General features: G+C 64.0%; 19 protein-coding genes. 9 read left to right on the top strand and 10 right to left on the bottom strand.

Annotated features, from left to right (window positions below):
- Nucleotides 1-86 precede the first annotated feature (86 nt).
- Together NKH43_RS15560 and petA are read right to left on the bottom strand one after the other, a co-directional pair.
- Nucleotides 87-1388 carry a cytochrome b gene (locus NKH43_RS15560; RefSeq protein WP_352858898.1) on the bottom strand — a complete coding sequence of 434 codons (1302 nt, stop codon included), beginning with the start codon at nt 1386-1388 and terminating at the stop codon, nt 87-89.
- A gap of 16 nt (nt 1389-1404) precedes the next feature.
- Nucleotides 1405-1965: a ubiquinol-cytochrome c reductase iron-sulfur subunit gene (gene petA / locus NKH43_RS15555; RefSeq protein WP_023719206.1), complete on the bottom strand. Its 561-nt coding sequence runs from the start codon at nt 1963-1965 to the stop codon at nt 1405-1407.
- A gap of 280 nt (nt 1966-2245) precedes the next feature.
- On the opposite strand from petA, the gene NKH43_RS15550 reads away from it, so the two are divergent.
- Nucleotides 2246-2590 carry a cupin domain-containing protein gene (locus NKH43_RS15550; protein WP_352858896.1) on the top strand — a complete coding sequence of 115 codons (345 nt, stop codon included), beginning with the start codon at nt 2246-2248 and terminating at the stop codon, nt 2588-2590.
- A gap of 27 nt (nt 2591-2617) precedes the next feature.
- On the opposite strand, the gene NKH43_RS15545 is transcribed toward NKH43_RS15550, so the two are convergent.
- The 4 genes from NKH43_RS15545 to NKH43_RS15530 are packed head-to-tail and all read right to left on the bottom strand — an operon-like array spanning nt 2618 to nt 7295.
- The gene (locus tag NKH43_RS15545; RefSeq protein WP_352846587.1) at nt 2618-2932 is read right to left on the bottom strand and encodes a DUF6665 family protein; all 315 of its coding nucleotides are present in this window, start codon (nt 2930-2932) and stop codon (nt 2618-2620) included.
- A gap of 24 nt (nt 2933-2956) precedes the next feature.
- On the bottom strand, nt 2957-4840 hold the full coding sequence (locus tag NKH43_RS15540; RefSeq protein WP_352546823.1) for an ABC transporter ATP-binding protein: 1884 nt from the start codon (nt 4838-4840) through the stop codon (nt 2957-2959).
- On the bottom strand, nt 4837-6726 hold the full coding sequence (locus NKH43_RS15535; RefSeq protein ID WP_352482081.1) for an ABC transporter ATP-binding protein: 1890 nt from the start codon (nt 6724-6726) through the stop codon (nt 4837-4839). Before NKH43_RS15535 ends, NKH43_RS15540 begins: the two co-directional genes overlap by 4 nt.
- 26 nt (nt 6727-6752) lie before the next feature.
- On the bottom strand, nt 6753-7295 hold the full coding sequence (locus NKH43_RS15530) for a hypothetical protein (RefSeq protein WP_352482080.1): 543 nt from the start codon (nt 7293-7295) through the stop codon (nt 6753-6755).
- 283 nt (nt 7296-7578) lie between these two features.
- Here NKH43_RS15530 and NKH43_RS15525 point away from each other — a divergent pair, with 283 nt between their 5' ends.
- Both NKH43_RS15525 and soxR read left to right on the top strand, forming a co-directional pair.
- Nucleotides 7579-8037, top strand: a complete 459-nt coding sequence (locus NKH43_RS15525) for a tRNA (cytidine(34)-2'-O)-methyltransferase (protein ID WP_352858895.1) — start codon at nt 7579-7581, stop codon at nt 8035-8037.
- A gap of 170 nt (nt 8038-8207) precedes the next feature.
- Nucleotides 8208-8654, top strand: coding sequence for a redox-sensitive transcriptional activator SoxR (gene soxR, locus NKH43_RS15520; protein WP_023719213.1), 447 nt, complete (start codon nt 8208-8210; stop codon nt 8652-8654).
- Here the strand turns inward: soxR and NKH43_RS15515 are convergent.
- Complete coding sequence (locus NKH43_RS15515; RefSeq protein WP_023679487.1) at nt 8651-8908, bottom strand: hypothetical protein; 258 nt, start codon at nt 8906-8908, stop codon at nt 8651-8653. The two genes, soxR and NKH43_RS15515, sit on opposite strands and share 4 nt — an antisense overlap.
- 103 nt (nt 8909-9011) lie before the next feature.
- Between NKH43_RS15515 and hemF the strand changes: the two genes are divergently transcribed.
- From hemF to NKH43_RS15500, 3 genes are all read left to right on the top strand, one after another.
- A complete protein-coding gene (gene hemF / locus NKH43_RS15510; protein ID WP_352858893.1) occupies nt 9012-9926 on the top strand; it encodes an oxygen-dependent coproporphyrinogen oxidase in 915 nt (304 codons plus the stop codon).
- 258 nt (nt 9927-10184) lie between these two features.
- Entirely contained in the window at nt 10185-10445 is a 261-nt protein-coding gene (locus tag NKH43_RS15505; RefSeq protein WP_023679489.1) for a DUF1344 domain-containing protein, read from the top strand.
- A gap of 286 nt (nt 10446-10731) precedes the next feature.
- Nucleotides 10732-10917, top strand: coding sequence for a DUF1059 domain-containing protein (locus tag NKH43_RS15500; RefSeq protein WP_023679490.1), 186 nt, complete (start codon nt 10732-10734; stop codon nt 10915-10917).
- Nucleotides 10918-10920: 3 nt separating this feature from the next.
- Here NKH43_RS15500 and NKH43_RS15495 read toward each other — a convergent pair whose 3' ends face one another.
- Genes NKH43_RS15495 through NKH43_RS15485 form a run of 3 tightly spaced genes read right to left on the bottom strand, consistent with a single transcriptional unit; the run spans nt 10921 to nt 13461 of the window.
- A complete protein-coding gene (locus tag NKH43_RS15495; protein WP_352858891.1) occupies nt 10921-12189 on the bottom strand; it encodes a CCA tRNA nucleotidyltransferase in 1269 nt (422 codons plus the stop codon).
- Complete coding sequence (locus NKH43_RS15490) at nt 12186-12821, bottom strand: CoA pyrophosphatase (protein WP_502906483.1); 636 nt, start codon at nt 12819-12821, stop codon at nt 12186-12188. Before NKH43_RS15490 ends, NKH43_RS15495 begins: the two co-directional genes overlap by 4 nt.
- 10 nt (nt 12822-12831) lie before the next feature.
- On the bottom strand, nt 12832-13461 hold the full coding sequence (locus tag NKH43_RS15485; protein ID WP_023719218.1) for a DUF1285 domain-containing protein: 630 nt from the start codon (nt 13459-13461) through the stop codon (nt 12832-12834).
- Nucleotides 13462-13606: 145 nt separating this feature from the next.
- Between NKH43_RS15485 and NKH43_RS15480 the strand changes: the two genes are divergently transcribed.
- Genes NKH43_RS15480 through NKH43_RS15470 form a run of 3 tightly spaced genes read left to right on the top strand, consistent with a single transcriptional unit; the run spans nt 13607 to nt 18344 of the window.
- Complete coding sequence (locus NKH43_RS15480; RefSeq protein ID WP_023719219.1) at nt 13607-14611, top strand: AAA family ATPase; 1005 nt, start codon at nt 13607-13609, stop codon at nt 14609-14611.
- Entirely contained in the window at nt 14611-15525 is a 915-nt protein-coding gene (locus tag NKH43_RS15475; RefSeq protein ID WP_352546818.1) for a DUF58 domain-containing protein, read from the top strand. Before NKH43_RS15480 ends, NKH43_RS15475 begins: the two co-directional genes overlap by 1 nt.
- Nucleotides 15522-18344, top strand: coding sequence for a DUF4159 domain-containing protein (locus tag NKH43_RS15470; protein WP_352858889.1), 2823 nt, complete (start codon nt 15522-15524; stop codon nt 18342-18344). The genes NKH43_RS15475 and NKH43_RS15470 overlap by 4 nt, the downstream gene beginning before the upstream one ends.
- Nucleotides 18345-18346: the final 2 nt, after the last annotated feature.

Below are 18346 nucleotides of genomic sequence, written 5' to 3'. Positions count from 1 at the left end.
ATATCCCCTTGAGATTCTCTGACGCGCGGTCATCGTCCCGAGCATGATCTTGTCCGAAAACCGGTTTCCACTTTTCGGGATCATGCTCAGCCTTTGGTTTCCGGCGCGGCCGTGGCGCCGGCAGGATATCCACCGCCACCCTTGTTCTTCTCGAGCACCGCCTCGGTGATCGAATTCGGCAGCCGCCGCGGCGTCTCGATCAGCCCAAGCACCGGCAGCGCTACCAGGAAGAAGGCGAAGTAGAACAGCGTCGCCATCTGCGCCATGAACACATAGCTGCCCTCGGCCGGCTGCGAGCCCAGCCAGCCGAGCAGGATGGCGTCGGCCATGAACAGCCAGAAGAACAGCTTGTACCAGGGCCGGTAGACAGCCGAGCGCACCTTCGAGGTGTCGAGCCACGGCACCAGGAACAGCATTACAATCGCGCCGAACATGCAGAGCACGCCGCCGAGTTTGGAGTTGATGGGCCCGATATTGAAGGTGATGGCGCGCAGGATCGCGTAGAACGGCAGGAAGTACCATTCCGGCACGATGTGGGCCGGCGTCTTCAGCGGGTTGGCCACGGTGTAATTGTCCGGATGGCCGAGATAGTTCGGCAGGTAGAACACGAAATAGGCGAAGACGAACAGGAACACGATCATGCCGAACCCGTCCTTGATGGTCGCGTAAGGCGTGAAGGCGAGCGTGTCGGTCTTCGATTTGACCTCGATGCCGGTCGGATTGTTCTGGCCGACGACGTGAAGCGCCCAGATGTGCAGCACGACGACGCCGGCGATCATGAACGGCAGCAGGTAATGCAGCGCAAAGAAGCGGTTCAACGTCGGATTGTCGACCGCGAAGCCGCCGAGGAGAAGCTGCTGGATCCAGTCGCCAACCAGCGGTATGGCGGTGAAGAAGCCGGTGATGACGGTGGCGCCCCAGAAGCTCATCTGGCCCCAAGGCAGCACATAGCCCATGAACCCGGTCGCCATCATCAGCAGGTAGATGATGCAGCCGAGGATCCACAGCAGCTCGCGCGGCGCCTTGTAGGAGCCGTAGTAGAGGCCACGGAAGATATGGATGTAGACGGCGACGAAGAAGAACGACGCGCCGTTCGAATGCAGGTAGCGCAGCAGCCAGCCCGAATTCACGTCGCGCATGATCTTCTCGACCGAATCGAAGGCGAGAGTGCTGTCGGCCGCGTAGTGCATGGCCAGCACGATACCCGTCAGGATCTGCGCCGCCAGCATGAGCGCGAGGATGCCGCCGAAGGTCCAGGCATAATTCAAATTGCGCGGCACCGGATAGGCGATGAAGCTGTCATAGACCAGCCGCGGCAGGGGCATGCGCGAATCGAACCAGCGTCCGATGCCGGTCTTGGGCGTATAGGTCGAGTGTCCCTCGCTCATCGAAATATCCCTTGCCTCAGCCGATACGGATCTTGGTGTCGGAAATAAACTGGAACACCGGTACCGCCATGTTCTCGGGTGCCGGCCCCTTCCGGATGCGGCCGGCGGTGTCGTATACGGAACCGTGGCACGGGCAGAACCAGCCGCCGAAATCGCCTTCCTGGCCGAGCGGGATGCAGCCGAGATGGGTGCAGACCTGGACCATCACCATCCACGCTTCCTTGCCCGGCGTGGTGCGGTTGGCGTCGGTCGCCGGCGCGTCGGCCGGCAAATTGGCATTGCGGGCAATTGGATCCTTGAGCTCGGCGAGATTGACTGCCTCGCCGTCCTTCATCTCTTGCTCAGTGCGGTTGCGCACGACCACCGGCTTGCCCCGCCACTTCACAACGAGCGACATTCCTGGCGTCAGCGAAGAGACGTCGACCTCAACCGAGGCAAGGGCCAGCGTCGAGGCATCCGGACGCATCTGATCGATGAACGGCCAAGCGACGGCGCCCGCGCCGACCACCGCGGCCATGCCGGTGGCGACGTAGAGAAAATCACGACGGTTGGGATCCTGGGTGTCGGTTGCGCTCACGGGTGCCTGATCCTTTCGCCTCTTCCATGCCGGCGGCCGAGCCTTGTTCCCGCTCAATCGCGCCGGCCCGACAGCGCATGGCGAACAGGCTAGCGAATTCCTCCGGCATTTGGGACTTGGGTTTATGCGTGAAGCCTGTTTTTGTCCAGACGGGTGAAGGCACAAGGGCAGATTGTCGCGGGGACGTAATTTGCCCGATGGAATGATTGGAAAATCGCAGGAAAACCAAACGACTGCGTTCGCCTCGACAGCGGGCGCTGGCGCGGTTTATCCTCGCCCTATGGCGCATGTTATAGACCGCGACAAATGGGCCGAGGCGCCCGACCACTGGCAGGGCGAGTTGCAATGCGGCGCCTACGGCTCCAACAGCTGCCTGATCTTCAACTACCTGCCTGAGATCGGCGGCGGCCCCAGGCTGCACAGCCATCCCTATTGCGAGATTTTTATCATCCGGACCGGGACCGGCCTGGTCACCGTCGGCGACCGGCAGATCGAGGCCACGGCCGGCCAGATCCTGATCGTACCGCCGGACACGCCGCACAAATTCACCAATCTCGGGCCAGGCCCGCTGGAAACCACCGACATACACGAGAACGGCAGCTTCATCACCGAGTGGCTGGAATAACGCCTCCCAAACCGATTCCGGTTTGGATCATACGCTGGCGCCGAGCCTGGCCAGCACGGCCTTGGGAATATTGTATTCCCGGATCACCGCGTCGTGCTTGCGCAGGCCGCAGAGTTCGCGCTGGATGAAATAGCCGTGCACCGCGTCGGCTGCGTCCTTGAGCAGCCGGGGTCGATCGTCGCTGTCGCCATTCTCGCGCAGCCTCGTCAGTGTTTTCTCGACGCGCCGGCCGGCGCGGCCGAGCGCTGCCGCCTTTTCGCCGAGGATTTCATGGCCAAGCAGATCCAACGCGCTCTCCTGCGCGCCGGACCGTCCAAAATTCGATGGCAATCTCACCGCCATGATTTCACTCCGGTCTATGGAAAACTACTCCGCCGGCCGGGTCTCGGCCAACGCGCTCTCTTCGTTGAACAGGAAGCCGCCGGACTGCCGTTTCCACAGCCGTGCATAGAGCCCGTCGAGCGCAACCAGTTCGTCATGCGTGCCTTGTTCGACGATGCGGCCCTCGTCGAGCACCACCAGCCGGTCGAGTGCCGCGATGGTCGACAGCCGGTGCGCGATGGCGATGACTGTCTTGCCTTCCATCAGCCTTGCCAGATTCTCCTGGATTGCCGCCTCGATGTCGGAATCGAGCGCCGAGGTCGCCTCATCGAGCACCAGGATCGGTGCGTCCTTGAGGAAGACGCGGGCGATCGCCACGCGCTGGCGCTGGCCGCCCGAGAGCTTGACGCCGCGCTCGCCGACAAAGGCTTCATAGCCAGTACGATCGCGACTGTCGCGCAGGCCGAGGATGAACTCCTGCGCCTCGGCCTTCTCCGCTGCCGCGATCACCTCGGCGTCGGTTGCTTCCGACATGCCGAGCTTGATGTTGTCGCGCAAGGAACGGTGGAAAAGTGCCGTATCCTGGCTGACGACGCCGATATTAGCGCGCAGCGAATTCTGCGTGACCCTGGAGACGTCCTGCCCGTCAATGGTGATCTTGCCGCTCTCGAGGTCGTAGAGGCGCAGGATCAGGTTGACCAGCGTCGTCTTGCCTGCGCCGGACGGCCCGACCAGTCCGACCTTTTCACCCGGCCGCACCACGAGGTCGATGCCGTTGAGCACGCCGGACCCCTTGCCGTAATGGAACTCGACGTTTCTGACGTCGATGCGCCCACCGCCAACGAGAAGCTCTTTCGCGTCGGGCGCATCGGTCAGGCCGAGCGGCTTCGAGATCAGCGCCTTCGAGTTTTCCAGCACGCCGAGGTTCCGCAAAATACTGTTGAGCTGCATCATCAGCCGGCCGAGCAGCATGTTCAGCCGCAGCACCAAGGACAGCGTGAAGGCGACGGCGCCGACGGTGATCGAGCCTTCGACCCAGAGATAGACGGCAAAGCAGGCGATCGCCGTGATCATGATCCCCGACAGCATGGTCAGCGCCATGCGCACGCCGGTCAGCCGGCGGGTGAACGGGCGCAGCGCGTCGAGATAGATGTCGAAGCCGTTCCTGATATAGCGGTCGTCGCCATCGGCCGAGAACAGCTTCAGCGTCTGCACGTTCGAATAGGAATCGACGATGCGGCCGGTGATCATCGAGCCGGCTTCGGCGGTGGCCTCGGCATGCTTGCGGATCGCCGGCAAATAGCGTCTGGCCAGCAGGCCGAAGGCTGAGATCCAGATCACCACCAGCACCGCCAGCCTGAGATCGAGCCCGGCGACCAGCGCCAGCGTCGTCACCGTATAGACGACCATGAACCAGACGACCTCGATGAAGCTTTCCATCAGATCGCCGGTCGCCTGCCCCGCCTGCCAGACCTTGGTCGCGATACGTCCGGCAAAATCGTTCTGGAAGAAGGCGTAGGACTGGCGCGACACATGGCGATGCGCCTGCCAGCGCACCAGATTATAGAAACCCGGCGTGATCGTCTGCTCGTCGACCAGCGCCGACAGGCCGACGACGATGGTGCGGATGACCAGCACCACGGCGATCATGAAGACAAGTTCGGGGCCGGCGGCAGTCCACAAGGCATGCCAGCTACGTTCGCCAGGAAGCTGGTCGAGGATGTCGACCAGCCGCCCGACGAAGTAGAACAGTCCGGCCTCGACCAACGGCGCGATGCCGCCGATCACCAGCATGGCGAAGAAAGCGATCTTCGCCTGCCCGACATAGTGCCAGAGGAAACCCCTGACGCCGGCAGGTGGCCGAAGGTCCGCGGGCTCCCGGAACGGATAGACCCAGTTCTCGAACCAGCGGTAGATGGCAGTCATCATTCGGCGGCTTCACCCTTGGCGAGTGCATCGTTGGCGGCTGCATCGTTGGCAGAGGGGCCGTCGTCGAGCAGGAAGCCGCCCGACTGGCGCTGCCAGAGCTGGGCGTAGAGCCCGCCGCTGGCAACGAGTTCCTCATGCGAACCTTCTTCGATGACGCGGCCCTTGTCCATGACGACGAGCCGGTCCATGGCGGCGATCGTCGACAGCCGGTGCGCGATGGCGATGACGGTCTTGCCTTGCATCAGTTTGTAGAGGTTCTCCTGGATGGCCGCCTCGGCCTCGGAATCGAGCGCGGACGTCGCCTCGTCGAGAATGAGGATCGGCGCGTCCTTCAGCATAACGCGGGCAATGGCAATGCGTTGCCGCTGGCCGCCGGACAATTTGACGCCGCGATCGCCGACATGCGCGTCGAAATTCTTGCGGCCACCGGCGTCCGAAAGCCCTGATATGAAATCAAGCGCTTCGGCGCGGCGTGCCGCCTCGACCAGCATCTCGTCACTGGCGTCCGGCCGGCCATAGAGGATGTTCTCGCGCACCGAACGATGCAGCAGCGAGGTGTCCTGCGTGACCATGCCGATCTGGGCGCGCAGCGAGTCCTGCGTCACCGCCGCGATGTCCTGGCCGTCGATCAGGATCTTGCCGCTTTCAAGGTCGTAGAAGCGCAACAGAAGATTGACCAGCGTCGACTTGCCGGCACCCGAACGGCCGACGATGCCGACCTTCTCGCCCGGCTTCACCGTCAGCGACAGGCTTTCGATCACGCCCTTCTGCTTGCCGTAGTGGAAGCGGATGTCCTCAAAACGGATCTCGCCCTTGGTCACGGCAATATCCTTGGCCCCAGGCCTGTCTTCGACGAGGCGGGGCAGCGAGATCGAGCTGATGCCGTCTTGCACCGTGCCGATATTCTCGAACAGCGTGGACATCTCCCACATGATCCATTGCGACATGCCCCACAGCCGAAGCACGAGGCCGATGACTAGGGCGACGGCGCCGATCGTCACGGCCTGGCCGAGCCACAGCCACAGCGAGATCGCCGTGACCGAAAACAACAGCAGCGAATTCAGGATGTAGAGCAGGCCGTAGAGCTGCGTCACCAGCCGCATCGACCGATAGACGGTATCGAGAAAGCCGGCCATGCCTTCCCGGGCGAAGGACGCTTCGCGCCGCGCATGCGAGAACAGCTTGACCGTCTGGATGTTGGAGTAGCTGTCGACGACACGGCCGGTCATGGTCGAGCGCGCATTGGCCTGCTCCTCACCGACCTTGCCCAGCCGCGGGATAAAATAGCGCAAGAGCAGGACATAGCCGGCAAGCCAGACGGCAAGCGGCGCCGCCAGCCGCCAGTCTGCCGAGCCGACGATGAACAGCATGCCGAGAAAATAGACGACGATATAATTGAGCACGTCGATGAGCTTGATGACGCATTCGCGCACCGCGAGCGCAGTCTGCATCAGCTTGGTCGCGATGCGTCCGGCGAACTCGTCCTGATAGAAGCTCATCGACTGCTTGAGCAGATAGCGATGCACCTGCCAGCGGATACGCATCGGATAGTTGCCCATCAGCGTCTGCTGGTTGAGGAGCGAATGGAACCAGACCGTCGCCGGCAGCGCGAAAACCACGATGAAGGCCATGCCGGCCAGCTTCAAGCCTTCGGTCTGCAGGAACGTCTCGCGATTCTGCGCCGACAGCCAGTCGACGATCCGGCCCATGAAGCCGAACATCCACACCTCAGCCAGCGCGATGGCCGTCACCAGCACCGCATCGAGAGCGATGTAGGGCCACGCGCCGCGCGTATAATGCACGCAGAAGGCGATCAGCGTCCTCGGCGGCTCGACCGGTTCCGCAGCCGGAAACGGATCGAGCCTTTTTTCAAACCAGCTAAACATAGTGATGCTCACAATATTGTTTCCGCTCACGCGGCACGGGAACGGACGACGTGCCCAGACCGCATGGCGTCAAGGACCGGCGATACGGAATCGTCCGCCTCGCCGGTCCTGCTTCGGGCTATATAGGTTGTCGCGGGCCTTTCGCCGACAGTTTCGTTTGACGATGCTGACGACGTTTTGACGATCCGGATTTTCGCGCCGGTTTTTGCACCAGGCCGGATGAGCCTGATGATCCGGCGCACCAGCGACGGCCGGCTATAGTCCGGAACGGCATGCGAGAAATCGACGTCCGGCAGCATGCCGCGATGCGGACGCTGGCGGGTCTCGGCGTGAACCGCCGACGAGTAGGTCTCGCCGATTAAAAGCGCCCAAGTCGCGGTTTTGCGCTCGTGCAGGCTTCTTGAGCCGGGTATTCTACAGGGATCGAACATCGGTCCGTCCTCCAGTTGAAGATGCAGATAGAAGGGTGAACCAACCCGGACCGTGGGCACGCGCCGCGCGGCAAGGGTGATATCGGTCGAAGCACGTTCAGGTGGGGCGTTCAGCCCCTTCGACAGCTTGAAAAACATCGCCGGATTCCTTCGAAGGCCGAAAAAGGTTTCGGCGGGAATCGGTGCGATTGAAGTCTAGAAGTTCAGGAGAATCGTCGTACCGAAACCGCCGTCGGGCTGGTAAGCCCACGAGAGGGGTGGTGGATGTGCATGGCCATCATGAATTACCCCTTCATCGGTTCGGGTTGACAATGCTGGCCGTATAACCGACTTCGCAGAAAATGACCACCCGCCAGTCCAGGAATTTCCAAAACCGCGAGAGCTCTGTGGCTGATCTGCCACTTATTAGAAAGACGCGGAAATGAACGACCGTCTCCGCATTGCGCTCTACCAGCCGGATATCGCCGGCAATACCGGGACTATCCTGCGCTTCGCCGCTTGCCTCGGCCTTGGGGTCGACATCATCGAACCGACCGGCTTCCCGCTCTCCGACCGGGCGCTGAAACGGGCCGGCATGGACTATCTCGAAATGGCGGCGCTGACCCGGCATGTCGACTGGCACGCCTTCGAGGACTGGCGCAAAGGCGAAGCGCGGCGGCTGGTGCTGCTGTCGACCAAAGCCGCGAGCGCCTATACGGATTTCGTCTTCACCGGCGCCGACGTTCTTCTGTTCGGCCGCGAATCCGCAGGCGTTCCGGATCATGTCCACGAGGCGGCGGATGCGCGACTTACCATCCCGATGCAGGGCACCGCGCGCAGCATCAACGTCGCGCTTTCCGTCGCCATGGTGGCCGGCGAGGCGACGCGGCAGCTTGGATAGGATTTGCAGACCGTCGGCGCGCGCGGCGAGTACGGCCGCTTTCTGGTCGACGACTGCGCCCTCGCTTGTCATTCTAACCCAGGCGCACATCGCCTTCTCCTGCGGTTTGCCTATCCAGAATTTCTTCGTTACAAGCTCAACTTAACTTGAGGTCAAGCGGAAAATCGGAGATGGCTGCGGCAACGGAATTAACAGTCGGCCAGGTGGCGATGCGCAGCGGCGTCGCGGTGTCGGCGCTGCATTTCTACGAAGCGCGCGGGCTGATCCGCAGCCACCGTACCGCCGGTAATCAGCGGCGCTACGGCCGCGACGTGCTGAGGCGTGTGGCGATCATAAAGGTGGCGCAGGAGGTCGGCATTTCGTTGGCCGAGATCGGCACAGCACTTCGATCACTGCCTGAAGGCCGAACGCCGACGCGCGAGGACTGGAATCTGCTGTCGACGGCTTGGCGCGACGAACTCGACCAGAAGATTGCCCAGCTCAAGAAGCTGCGCGACGGGCTGACGGACTGCATCGGCTGCGGCTGCATGTCGATTGACAAATGCCCGCTGCGGAACAAGGGCGATCGGCTGAGCACCCGGGGGCCGGGAGCGAGACGGCTGTTGATCGAGCGTTAATCCGCCGCCGGCAGCCGCCTGATGGTGAATTCGATGACGTCGCCCGGCCGCTCGAACCAGCTTTCGATCTCTGTCCAATAGGCCTGCTTGGGAAAACGCTCGAACCACTCTTTCGCCTTGAGGCGCGCGTCGGAGCGCGGCAGCACGAAGGTCTCGCGCAGGAAGCCGTCGCGCGGCATGCGCGCGTTCTCGGCGCGCGAACGGTCGAGCCTTTTCTTCAGGCCATCCAGCGGCGGTCTTGCCGGGGTGCGCACGAAAGACCTCCATTCACACTTGACCCTTGCATCCAAGAGATTAGGGATCGCGGCCGGAAAAGACGAGTCATTTGTCGGGCGCGCCCGCAACCGGAGACAGCATTTGCAACGACCCGAGATACCGGCGGGGCTGCCAGCCGACATCGAACAGAAGAAGACGAAGGCACGGCTGTGGTTCGAGACGTTGCGCGAGCGCATCTGCGCCAGCTTCGAGCAGATCGAGCAGGACCTGCAGGGGCCGCAGGCCAGCTGGTCGCCCGGCCGCTTCGAAAAGACGCCGTGGCAACGCGATGCCGGCAACGGTGGCGGCGGTATCATGTCGATGATGCATGGCCGCGTCTTCGAAAAGGTCGGCGTCCACACCTCGACCGTTCATGGCGAATTCTCGCCCGAGTTCAGGAAGCAGATGCCGGGCGCCGACGACGACCCGTCCTTCTGGGCGAGCGGCATTTCGCTGATCGCCCATCCGTGGAACCCCAACGTGCCGGCCGTGCATATGAACACGCGCATGGTCGTCACATCGCGCCTGTGGTTCGGCGGCGGCGCCGACCTGACACCGGTGCTCGATCGCCGCCGCAGCCAGGACGACCCCGACACGATCGCCTTCCACAGGGCGATGCAATTTGCCTGCGAGAAGAACGCGGCGATCGCCGACTACGCGCAATTCAAGGCCTGGTGCGACGAGTACTTCTACCTGCCGCACCGCGACGAGCCACGTGGCACCGGCGGTATCTTCTTCGACTGGCTGCATTCGGGCGAGGACAAAGGCGGCTGGGACGCCGATTTCAACTTCGTCCAGGATGTCGGGCGATCCTTTCTCGTCGTCTACGGGCATCTGGTGCGCGCCAACTTCAATGACAACTGGACCGATGGCGACCGTGACGAGCAGCTCATCCGCCGCGGCCGCTATGTCGAATTCAACTTGCTTCACGATCGCGGCACCATCTTCGGGCTGAAGACCGGCGGCAATGTCGCCTCGATCCTGTCCAGCCTGCCGCCAGAGGTGAAATGGCCGTAAAATCTCGGTGAGCGCGACGTGAGCCGCAATCGGGTCCAAATCCCGAGAATTTGGCGGCGAATGTGGCGCAAGGCGCGCCAGAAAATATCTTTTTCGTCTAATATACTATTGAAAAGATTGGGCTATTTGTCGCGTCGGGCCGGGAAACGCCGGCGGTTCTTACCCCCCGAGAGCTGCGACCCGACGTGACCGGACGGCCCATGATTAAGTGGGGTACCTCTCCCAAGCAGGTGCCCGCATTTTCCAGGAGAGCATGCCATGCGCAAGCTTATTATGACCGCAGCCGCTGCTGCCGTTCTCGCCTCTGGTACCGCCGCATTCGCCGCGGTCAAGCACACCACCGGCACGATCAAAAGCTTTGATGGAACGGCGATGAGCCTAGTTCTGGATAACGGAGCCACCTTTACGTTGCCCCAGACCTTCAAGGATCCTGGCCTGAAGGTCGGCGAAAAGGTCCGCGTCACGTGGGATATGAGCGGCAAGGACAAAATTGCCGAGGCAGTCAAGATCGTGAAGTGATGGCCTGCCCGCTGGAGCAAGACAACGTCTTGCCTCGGAGGTAGCGTAGAGGGCGGAGCAGCGATGCTCCGCCTTTTCGCAAACCCGTACACTAGAACGCCGCTTGTCGGGTTGGACGCGCGGCGCTCTAAGGCAACCAAAACCGCTCGATCGTGTTATGCTTAGCTGGCCAGCGTATAACCCGAATGCCGGAACCCGGTTTCGAGATCATGCGCGAGATCAAAGGTCTGGAGCTTCCGTGTCAGTGCGCTGCGCGGCGCTCCAAGGAGGAAATGAGGAGAAGCCGATGAAGGAATTCCATTGCGGGTCGCTCGTACCCGGCTGCGAGTGGCACACACGCGCCGAGGAGGAGGCAGAGGTCATGCGTCGTGCCGTCGAGCATCTGCGCGAGACGCATGGCGAGACGGTGATCCGCGAGACGATGATCGAGGCGATCCGCTCGCGCATCGAAAAGGTCCGCGACGCAGCGTGATGGTTAGGATTGGAGTGCCTCTGCGGCGCGCTTGAGCAGCGCGCCGCGATCAAGCGCAAAACCGGACTCGACCCATTCCTTTTCAAGATTCTTCAACGTTGCACCAAGCTTCGGCCCCGGTGAGGCGCCAAGTGTCGTCAGATCGGCGCCCGTGACCGGAAAAACAGGGCTTTGCCATTTTGCGGCGAAGGCAAGCAGGCGCGAGAAGCCGCCGGCTTCGAGCAGTGCGTCATTGTCTTCGACCGCGCGGGCTCGAGCGGAAGCGAGCGACAGCCGCAACCGATCGACAAAGCCTTGGCGGTCGCCAGAATAGAGCTTTTTCGCCAACTCTCCTTCGGTTGTTTTCGGATCGATGGCAGCTGTCATCGCCCAGTACCGCAGGCGGCTTGCCTCGCTCACGGAAAGCCTCAATCTCTCGGCAAGCGTTTTCATGCGCGCGGCATCCGGCGGCACGATGGCTTCCAGCCTGAGCAGCGGGTCCGGCGCCCAGGCCAGATCCTTCTCGGTCTTGGTCAGCCCGTGGATGGCATCAATGCCCCATTTCTCGCTTTCCGGCAAAACGCCGGTCAGAACGCCGGCCTGGCGCATCCACAGCAGCGCCCGCGACGGATCTGGCGCTGACAGCAATTTCTTCAACTCCCACCAGACGCGCTCGACCGAGAGCTGGTCGAGCCCCTGCTTCAGCCGGGCGCAAGCCTTCAACCCTTCGGCATCCGGCCTGCCGTCCCCATACCAGGCGAAAAAGCGGAAGAAACGCAGGATGCGCAGATAATCCTCGCGGATGCGCGCTTCCGGATCGCCGATGAAGCGCAGCCGCCGCGCTTCGATATCGGCGATACCGCCGACCAGATCGACGACAGTTCCGTCAGCTTCGGCGTAGAGTGCATTGATGGTGAAATCGCGCCGCTCCGCGTCGGCTTTCCAGTCGCGGCCGAACGACACTTTGGCGCGGCGGCCGTCGGTTTCGATATCGGCACGAAGCGTGGTGATTTCATAGGCCTTGCCGTGGGCGACCGCGGTGACGGTGCCATGCTCGATGCCGGTCGGCACCGTCTTGAAGCCTGCCGCCTCGGCGCGCCGGATGGTTTCCTCGGGCACTGTGGTGGTGGCGATGTCGATGTCGGCAACCGGCTGTCCGATAAGCGCATTGCGCACGGCACCGCCGGCGACACGCGCCTCCTCGCCACCGTCGGTCAGCGCGGCGAGGAGGCGCTGCAAGTGGCTTTCGTCGAGCCAGCCGGCCTTGCCCGCGATCGACACCGGATCGCTCACGAATAGAGCCTTTCATAAAGCGTTCGGATGATGCCCGCAGTAACGCCCCAGATGCGCTGGCCGCCATAGGGCATCTCGTAAAAGAACCATTCGAGGTCGTTCCACATGCGGCTGTCCCTGGTGTGGTTGGCGGGGTCCATCAGAAAGCCCAGCGGCACCTCGAAGACGGCATCGACTTCGTCGGAATTCAGCGTCAGGCTGAAACCGGGCCGCACAATCCCGAGCACCGGGGCGATGCGATAGCCGCTGCCGGAGACGTAGTCCGGCATGCGGCCGAGGATCTCGATATGATCCCCATCGAGACCGATCTCCTCGAACGTCTCGCGCAATGCCGCCGCTTCCGGGCTCACATCGGTTGGATCGATGGTTCCGCCGGGGAAAGCCACCTGCCCCGAATGGTTGCGCAGCTTTTCCGCCCGCCGGGTCAAAAGGACCGTGGCCTCGTGGCCATGGTCGACCACCGGGATCAGCACGGCGGCATCGCGCAGCGCCTTGGCCAGCTTCAGCCTGGGATGTCCCGGATTGAAGCGGTGGTCGCCAAAATCGTCACCGGCATGCGCCTGCGGCTGCGCCACGACGCGCTGGCGAAACTCGGCGGCGGAAAATGGCACCGGCGTCACCTGATCCACCATAGGCGGTCCATCATGCGCTCAGCCGTTTCAGTTTCTCAGCCGGCATGATCGGATAGACCTCGCCTTTGGAACGGACGGCAAACATCGTCTTGCCGCCGATGTCGATCTCTTCGCCGTGCTCGACCAGCTCGTACATCACTGGCCGCGCCACCAGCGCTTCCAGCCGCCCGCGCACCAGCACATAGGGCTTCAGGCCACCTGTCTCGTCCTCGTCGACGAATCGCAGCGGATGCTCCGCCCCAGCCTCGACCACATCGCCGACATTGGTACGAAAGGTGATGATTTGCCCGTCGCCGGCGCCCGACACATCCATCTCGACGGCGATGAAGGGCGCGTCGGCGACGCGGATGCCGACCTTTTCCACCGGCGTCACCAGATAGGTCTTGCCGTCGTCGTCCTTGCGCAGCACCGAGGAGAAAAGCTGCACCAGCGGCATCCGGCCGATCGGCGTTCCCAGATAGAACCAGGTGCCGTCCTGCTTGATCTCCATGTCGAGATCGCCGCAAAATGCCGGATTCCAGCGTTCCACCGGCGCCGGCCCCTTGCCGGCGCGCGTCGCGCGCGAGACCAGCGCCTCTAGCCCACGCGCCTCGGTCGCGGCCGTCAGGCTCTCTTCACGATGCTCGGCGGCTTCTGTCATGGTCACGAAATAGTCACTGTTGTTCCGCTTGTCAGCCTAAGTCTGTGATTTAAGTTCTTTGCAGGCGCCATGCGAGGCCGAATCGCGGCATTCTGCGGCCCCCAAGGTGCCAAGCGGTATTTCCAACCAGAAGGATCGATGCTGCATGAGCGTTATGATCAAGGAAAGCCCGATCAGCGAAAAGGACATGGTGGCGCAGGCCGAGAAGGCGCTGGCTGACATTTCGAGGGTCCGCGACGGCGTCGGCCGGGTCATCTTCGGCCAGGAAAGCGTCGTCGAGCGCACGCTCGTCGCATTGCTGGCAGGCGGCCATGCACTGCTGGTCGGGGTGCCCGGCCTTGCCAAGACCAAGCTGGTCGAAACGCTGGGCATCGTGCTCGGCCTCGATTCGCGCCGCATCCAGTTCACGCCCGACCTGATGCCATCCGACATTCTCGGCTCAGAGGTGATGGAGCAGGATGAATTCGGCAAGCGTTCGTTCCGCTTCATTTCCGGACCGATCTTCGCGCAACTGCTGATGGCCGACGAGATCAACCGCGCCTCGCCGCGCACCCAGTCGGCGCTGCTGCAGTCGATGCAGGAATACCACGTCACCATTGCCGGCGTGCGCCATGACCTGCCGGCGCCGTTCCATGTTCTGGCGACGCAGAACCCGCTGGAGCAGGAGGGCACCTATCCGCTGCCCGAGGCTCAGCTCGACCGTTTCCTGATGCAGGTCGACATCCTTTACCCCGAGATCGAGGCGGAGCGCCGCATCCTGCTGGAAACCACCGGCATCGAGGATGCCAAGGCCGAAAACGTGCTGCAGCCGACGCGGCTGAAGGACATCCAGACGCTCATCCGCCGCATGCCGGTGCCTGAAAGCGTCGTCGAGGCGATCCTCAAGCTGGTGCGCTCGGCGCGTCCCGGCCAGGGCAACGCCGATACCGACAAGCACGTCGCCTGGGGCCCGGGCCCGCGCGCCAGTCAGGCGCTGACGCTGTGCGCCCGCGCCCGCGCCCTCTATGACGGCCGGCTGGCGCCGTCGGTCGACGATGTCCGCGCACTGGCCGAGCCGGTGCTGCAGCACCGCATGGCGCTGACCTTCGCCGCCCGCGCCGAGGGCACCACGGTACGCGACGTCGTGGCGAAGCTCGCGAAAGGGATTTGATGGCGCGCATCGGTGAAGCGCAGGCACCGACAGCGACGCGCGATGCGCTCGCCAGAGGCCGGTTGCGGGCTTCCCTGGTGCCGGACCTGCTGGTCGAGGCGCGCCGCATCGTCAACACGGTGATTGCCGGCTGGCATGGCCGTCGCAAGCGCGGCATCGGCGAGAATTTCTGGCAGTTCCGGCCCTATGTCGAAGGCGATTCCTCGCGCATCGACTGGCGCCGCTCGGCGCGCGACGACCACACCTATGTCCGCGACCGCGAATGGGAGGCCGCCCATACGGTGTGGCTGTGGGCCGACCCCTCGCCTTCCATGCTCTACAAATCGACCGGAGCCAGCGTTTCCAAGGAGTCGCGCGCTCTGGTGCTGGCGCTGGCCATGGCCGAGCTTTTGTCGCGCAGCGGCGAGCGCATTGCCTGGCCGGGCCTGACCGACCCGTTCACCGCCCGCAATGGCGCCGAGCGCATCGCGGCGCAACTGATGCACGCCGCCGACCTGCCGGCAAAGCCCGACCTGTCCGGCATCCGCCGCTTCTGCGACATCGTGATCGTCAGCGATTTTCTCGACCCGGTTGAGGACACCATAGCCTGGCTGGACGTGCTCGCCCGCCACGGCGTGCGCGCCCATCTGATCGAGGTCGCCGATCCGGCCGAGGAAAGCTTCCCCTATGCGGGGCGCACCGAATTCACCGATCCTGAGACCGGCGACAAGCTGACCGCCGGCCGCGCCGAAATGCTGGGCGAAGAATATCGCCTGCTTTATGCCGCCCGCCGCCAGGAACTGGCCGCGTGGTGCAAACGGCTTGGCTGGAGCTTTACCGTCAATCATACCGACCGCCTTGCCTCCGAGGCGCTGGTGCGCATCCACATGGCGATGACCGCCGAGGGCGCCTTTGCCGGGAGGGCTCGCGCATGAGTTGGCTGCCGCTCTCCTTCGGGGCGCCGATGGTGCTGTGGGGCCTGCTGGCGCTGCCGGTGATCTGGTGGCTTCTGCGGCTGACCCCGCCCAGGCCGCAAACCGAGGTGTTTCCGCCGCTCAGGATTCTCGCCCGCGTGCTGAGGCGCGAAGAAACGCCGCAGCAGAGCCCGTGGTGGCTGACGTTGCTCAGGCTGCTGATGGCCGCGCTTATCGTGGCAGCACTTGCCGAGCCCGTCTTCAACCCGCGCGAAAAGCTGCCGGCCGAGGGCGCTGCCCTGGCGCTGGTGATCGACAATGACTGGGCAAGTGCCGCCGACTGGGGTAAGCGCGTCGCCACCGCCGAGCGGCTGATCGCCGATGCCAATTCGAACGGTGTGCCGGTGCTCATCGCTTTCACCGCCGAGAAGCCGAATGCCGAGATCGGTCCCTTCGATGCCGCTGCCGCGCTCAACCGGCTGCGCGCGGCAAAGCCGCGCCCGATCCCGACCGACCGCCCCGCCGTCTATGCCCGCGTCGCATCAGCCCTGGAGTCGCTGCCGGGCACCAGCGTTGCCGTGCTCGCCGATGGCCTGGCGGCGCAAGGCGACGAAGCCGCCTTCAACACGCTGTTGTCGAAGAACGCAGCACGCGTCGTCTGGGCCGTCTCCGACCGACTGTCGCTGACCGGCCTGACCGGCGCCGATAACCAGGTCGACGGCTTCGCCCTGACCGCCATCCGCGCACCGGGCGATCCGGCACCTGCACAGGTGACGGCCGGCGCCTTCGACGACAAGGGCCGCCGCATCGCCGACGCGACGCTGACCTTTGCCCCGGGCGTAACCACCGCCACCGCCACGATGGCGGTGCCGTTCGAACTCCGCAACGACTTCGCCTACATCGCGCTCGATGGCGAACGCCAGGCCGGTGCCGTCCGCGTGCTCGATGAGAGCTCGAAACGCCGCCGCGTCGGGCTGCTGTCGCAGGCCGAGGCCGACCAGGCGCAACCGCTGCTGTCGCCGCTCTACTACATCCGCCGCGCCCTGCAGCCCTTCGCCGATCTCGTCGAGCCGTCCAGCGTCGATCTCGCCGATGCCATCCCGCAACTGCTCGATCAGAAACCGGCGATGATCGTCATGGCCGATGTCGGCACCATTCCGGAACAGGCCCGGGAAAGGCTGGTCGACTGGGTCGACAAGGGCGGCACGCTGGTGCGTTTTGCCGGTTCGCGGCTCGCCGCTGCCGGCAATGACGACGACCTGCTGCCGGTCCGGCTCCGCACAGGCGAGCGCTCGCTGGGCGGCGCGCTGTCATGGACGGCGCCGCAGCCGGTCACCGAATTCCCGAAAACCGGCCCCTTCGCCGACCTCGCGCCGCCCACCGAGGTCACCGTCACCAGGCAGGTGCTGGCCGAACCGACGCCCGATATCGTCGAGCGCACCTGGGCCACCCTTGCCGACGGTACGCCGCTGGTGACCGGGATGAAGAAGGACAAGGGTACGCTCGTGCTGTTCCACGTCACCCCCGAGGCGACATGGTCCAACCTGCCGATCTCCGGCAGCTTCGTCGAGATGCTGCGGCGCATCGTGCAACTGTCGCGCAACCAGGGAGCGGCGGTCGCCAATGCCGAAGCCGCCGCCACGTCGCTGGCACCTTATCGCATGATCGCCGCCGACGGCACGCTGGTGCCGCCGACGCCGGACGCCAGGCCGCTGGTGCCCGGCGCCGGCCCGCTGCCGGTGACGCTGGAAAACCCGCCCGGCCTCTACGGCTCCGAGACGGGGGTATTCGCTCACAATCTGCTCGGTGGCGACAGCGCATTCACGCCGCTGGCCCGGCCTGAGATCACCGTGCCGGTCACCACCGTCCAGTATGCCTTCGACGAGCAGCGCAACCTCAAAGGTCCGCTTGTCACGGCCACCCTGGTGCTGATGGTGCTCGACACGCTTGCCGTATTCTGGATGGGCGGCCTGTTGTCGCGCCGCCCGCGCCGTCCCGGTGCTGCGGCGACGGCAGCCGTCCTGCTGATTGCGCTCGGCGCCTTGATTGGCCACGCGGACGTCGCGCGTGCCGACGACGCCAAACCGGGAGATACGGAGGCGATCGGGGACATTTCAAAGACCCGGATCGCCTATGTGCTGACCGGCGAGCCGGGTGTCGACTCGATCAGCCGCGCCGGGCTCGAAGGCCTGACCCGCTTTCTCATCGAAAAAACCGCGCTCGAACCCGGAGCACCGGCCGGCGTCGACATCTCGAAGGACGAACTGTCCTTCTACCCGCTGATCTACTGGCCGATCGATCCCGCCGCCCCGATGCCGAGCGAGGCCGCCATCGCCCGTATCGACGCCTATATGCAGCAGGGCGGAACGGTCTTGTTCGACACCCGCGACCAGTTCGCCAACGGCATTGGTGCGGATTCGACCAGCCCCGCAACGGAGCGGCTGCGCGACATCCTCGGCAACCTCAACGTGCCACCGCTGGAACCGGTGCCTTCGGACCACGTGCTGACCAAATCCTTCTACATCCTTCCAGAGTTTCCCGGCCGCTTTGCCGGCAGCCCGCTTTGGGTCGAGGCATCGCTCGAAGCCAGCAACACCGAGCACCGCCCGGTGCGCACCGGCGACGGCGTTTCCCCGATCATGATCACCGCCAATGATTTCGCCGGCGCCTGGGCGGTCGACGAGAATGGCGACCCGCTATTGCCGACCGTGCCGTCGGATCCGATGCAGCGCATCTATGCGCTGCGCGCCGGCGTCAACATCATGATGTACATGCTGACCGGCAACTACAAATCCGACCAGGTGCACGTCCCGGTGCTGCTCGAACGGCTGGGGCAATAGAC

The sequence above is a fragment of the Mesorhizobium sp. M1163 genome (assembly GCF_040318415.1).
GTDB lineage: Bacteria > Pseudomonadota > Alphaproteobacteria > Rhizobiales > Rhizobiaceae > Mesorhizobium.
This window is presented reverse-complemented; position numbering and strand designations above follow the sequence as displayed.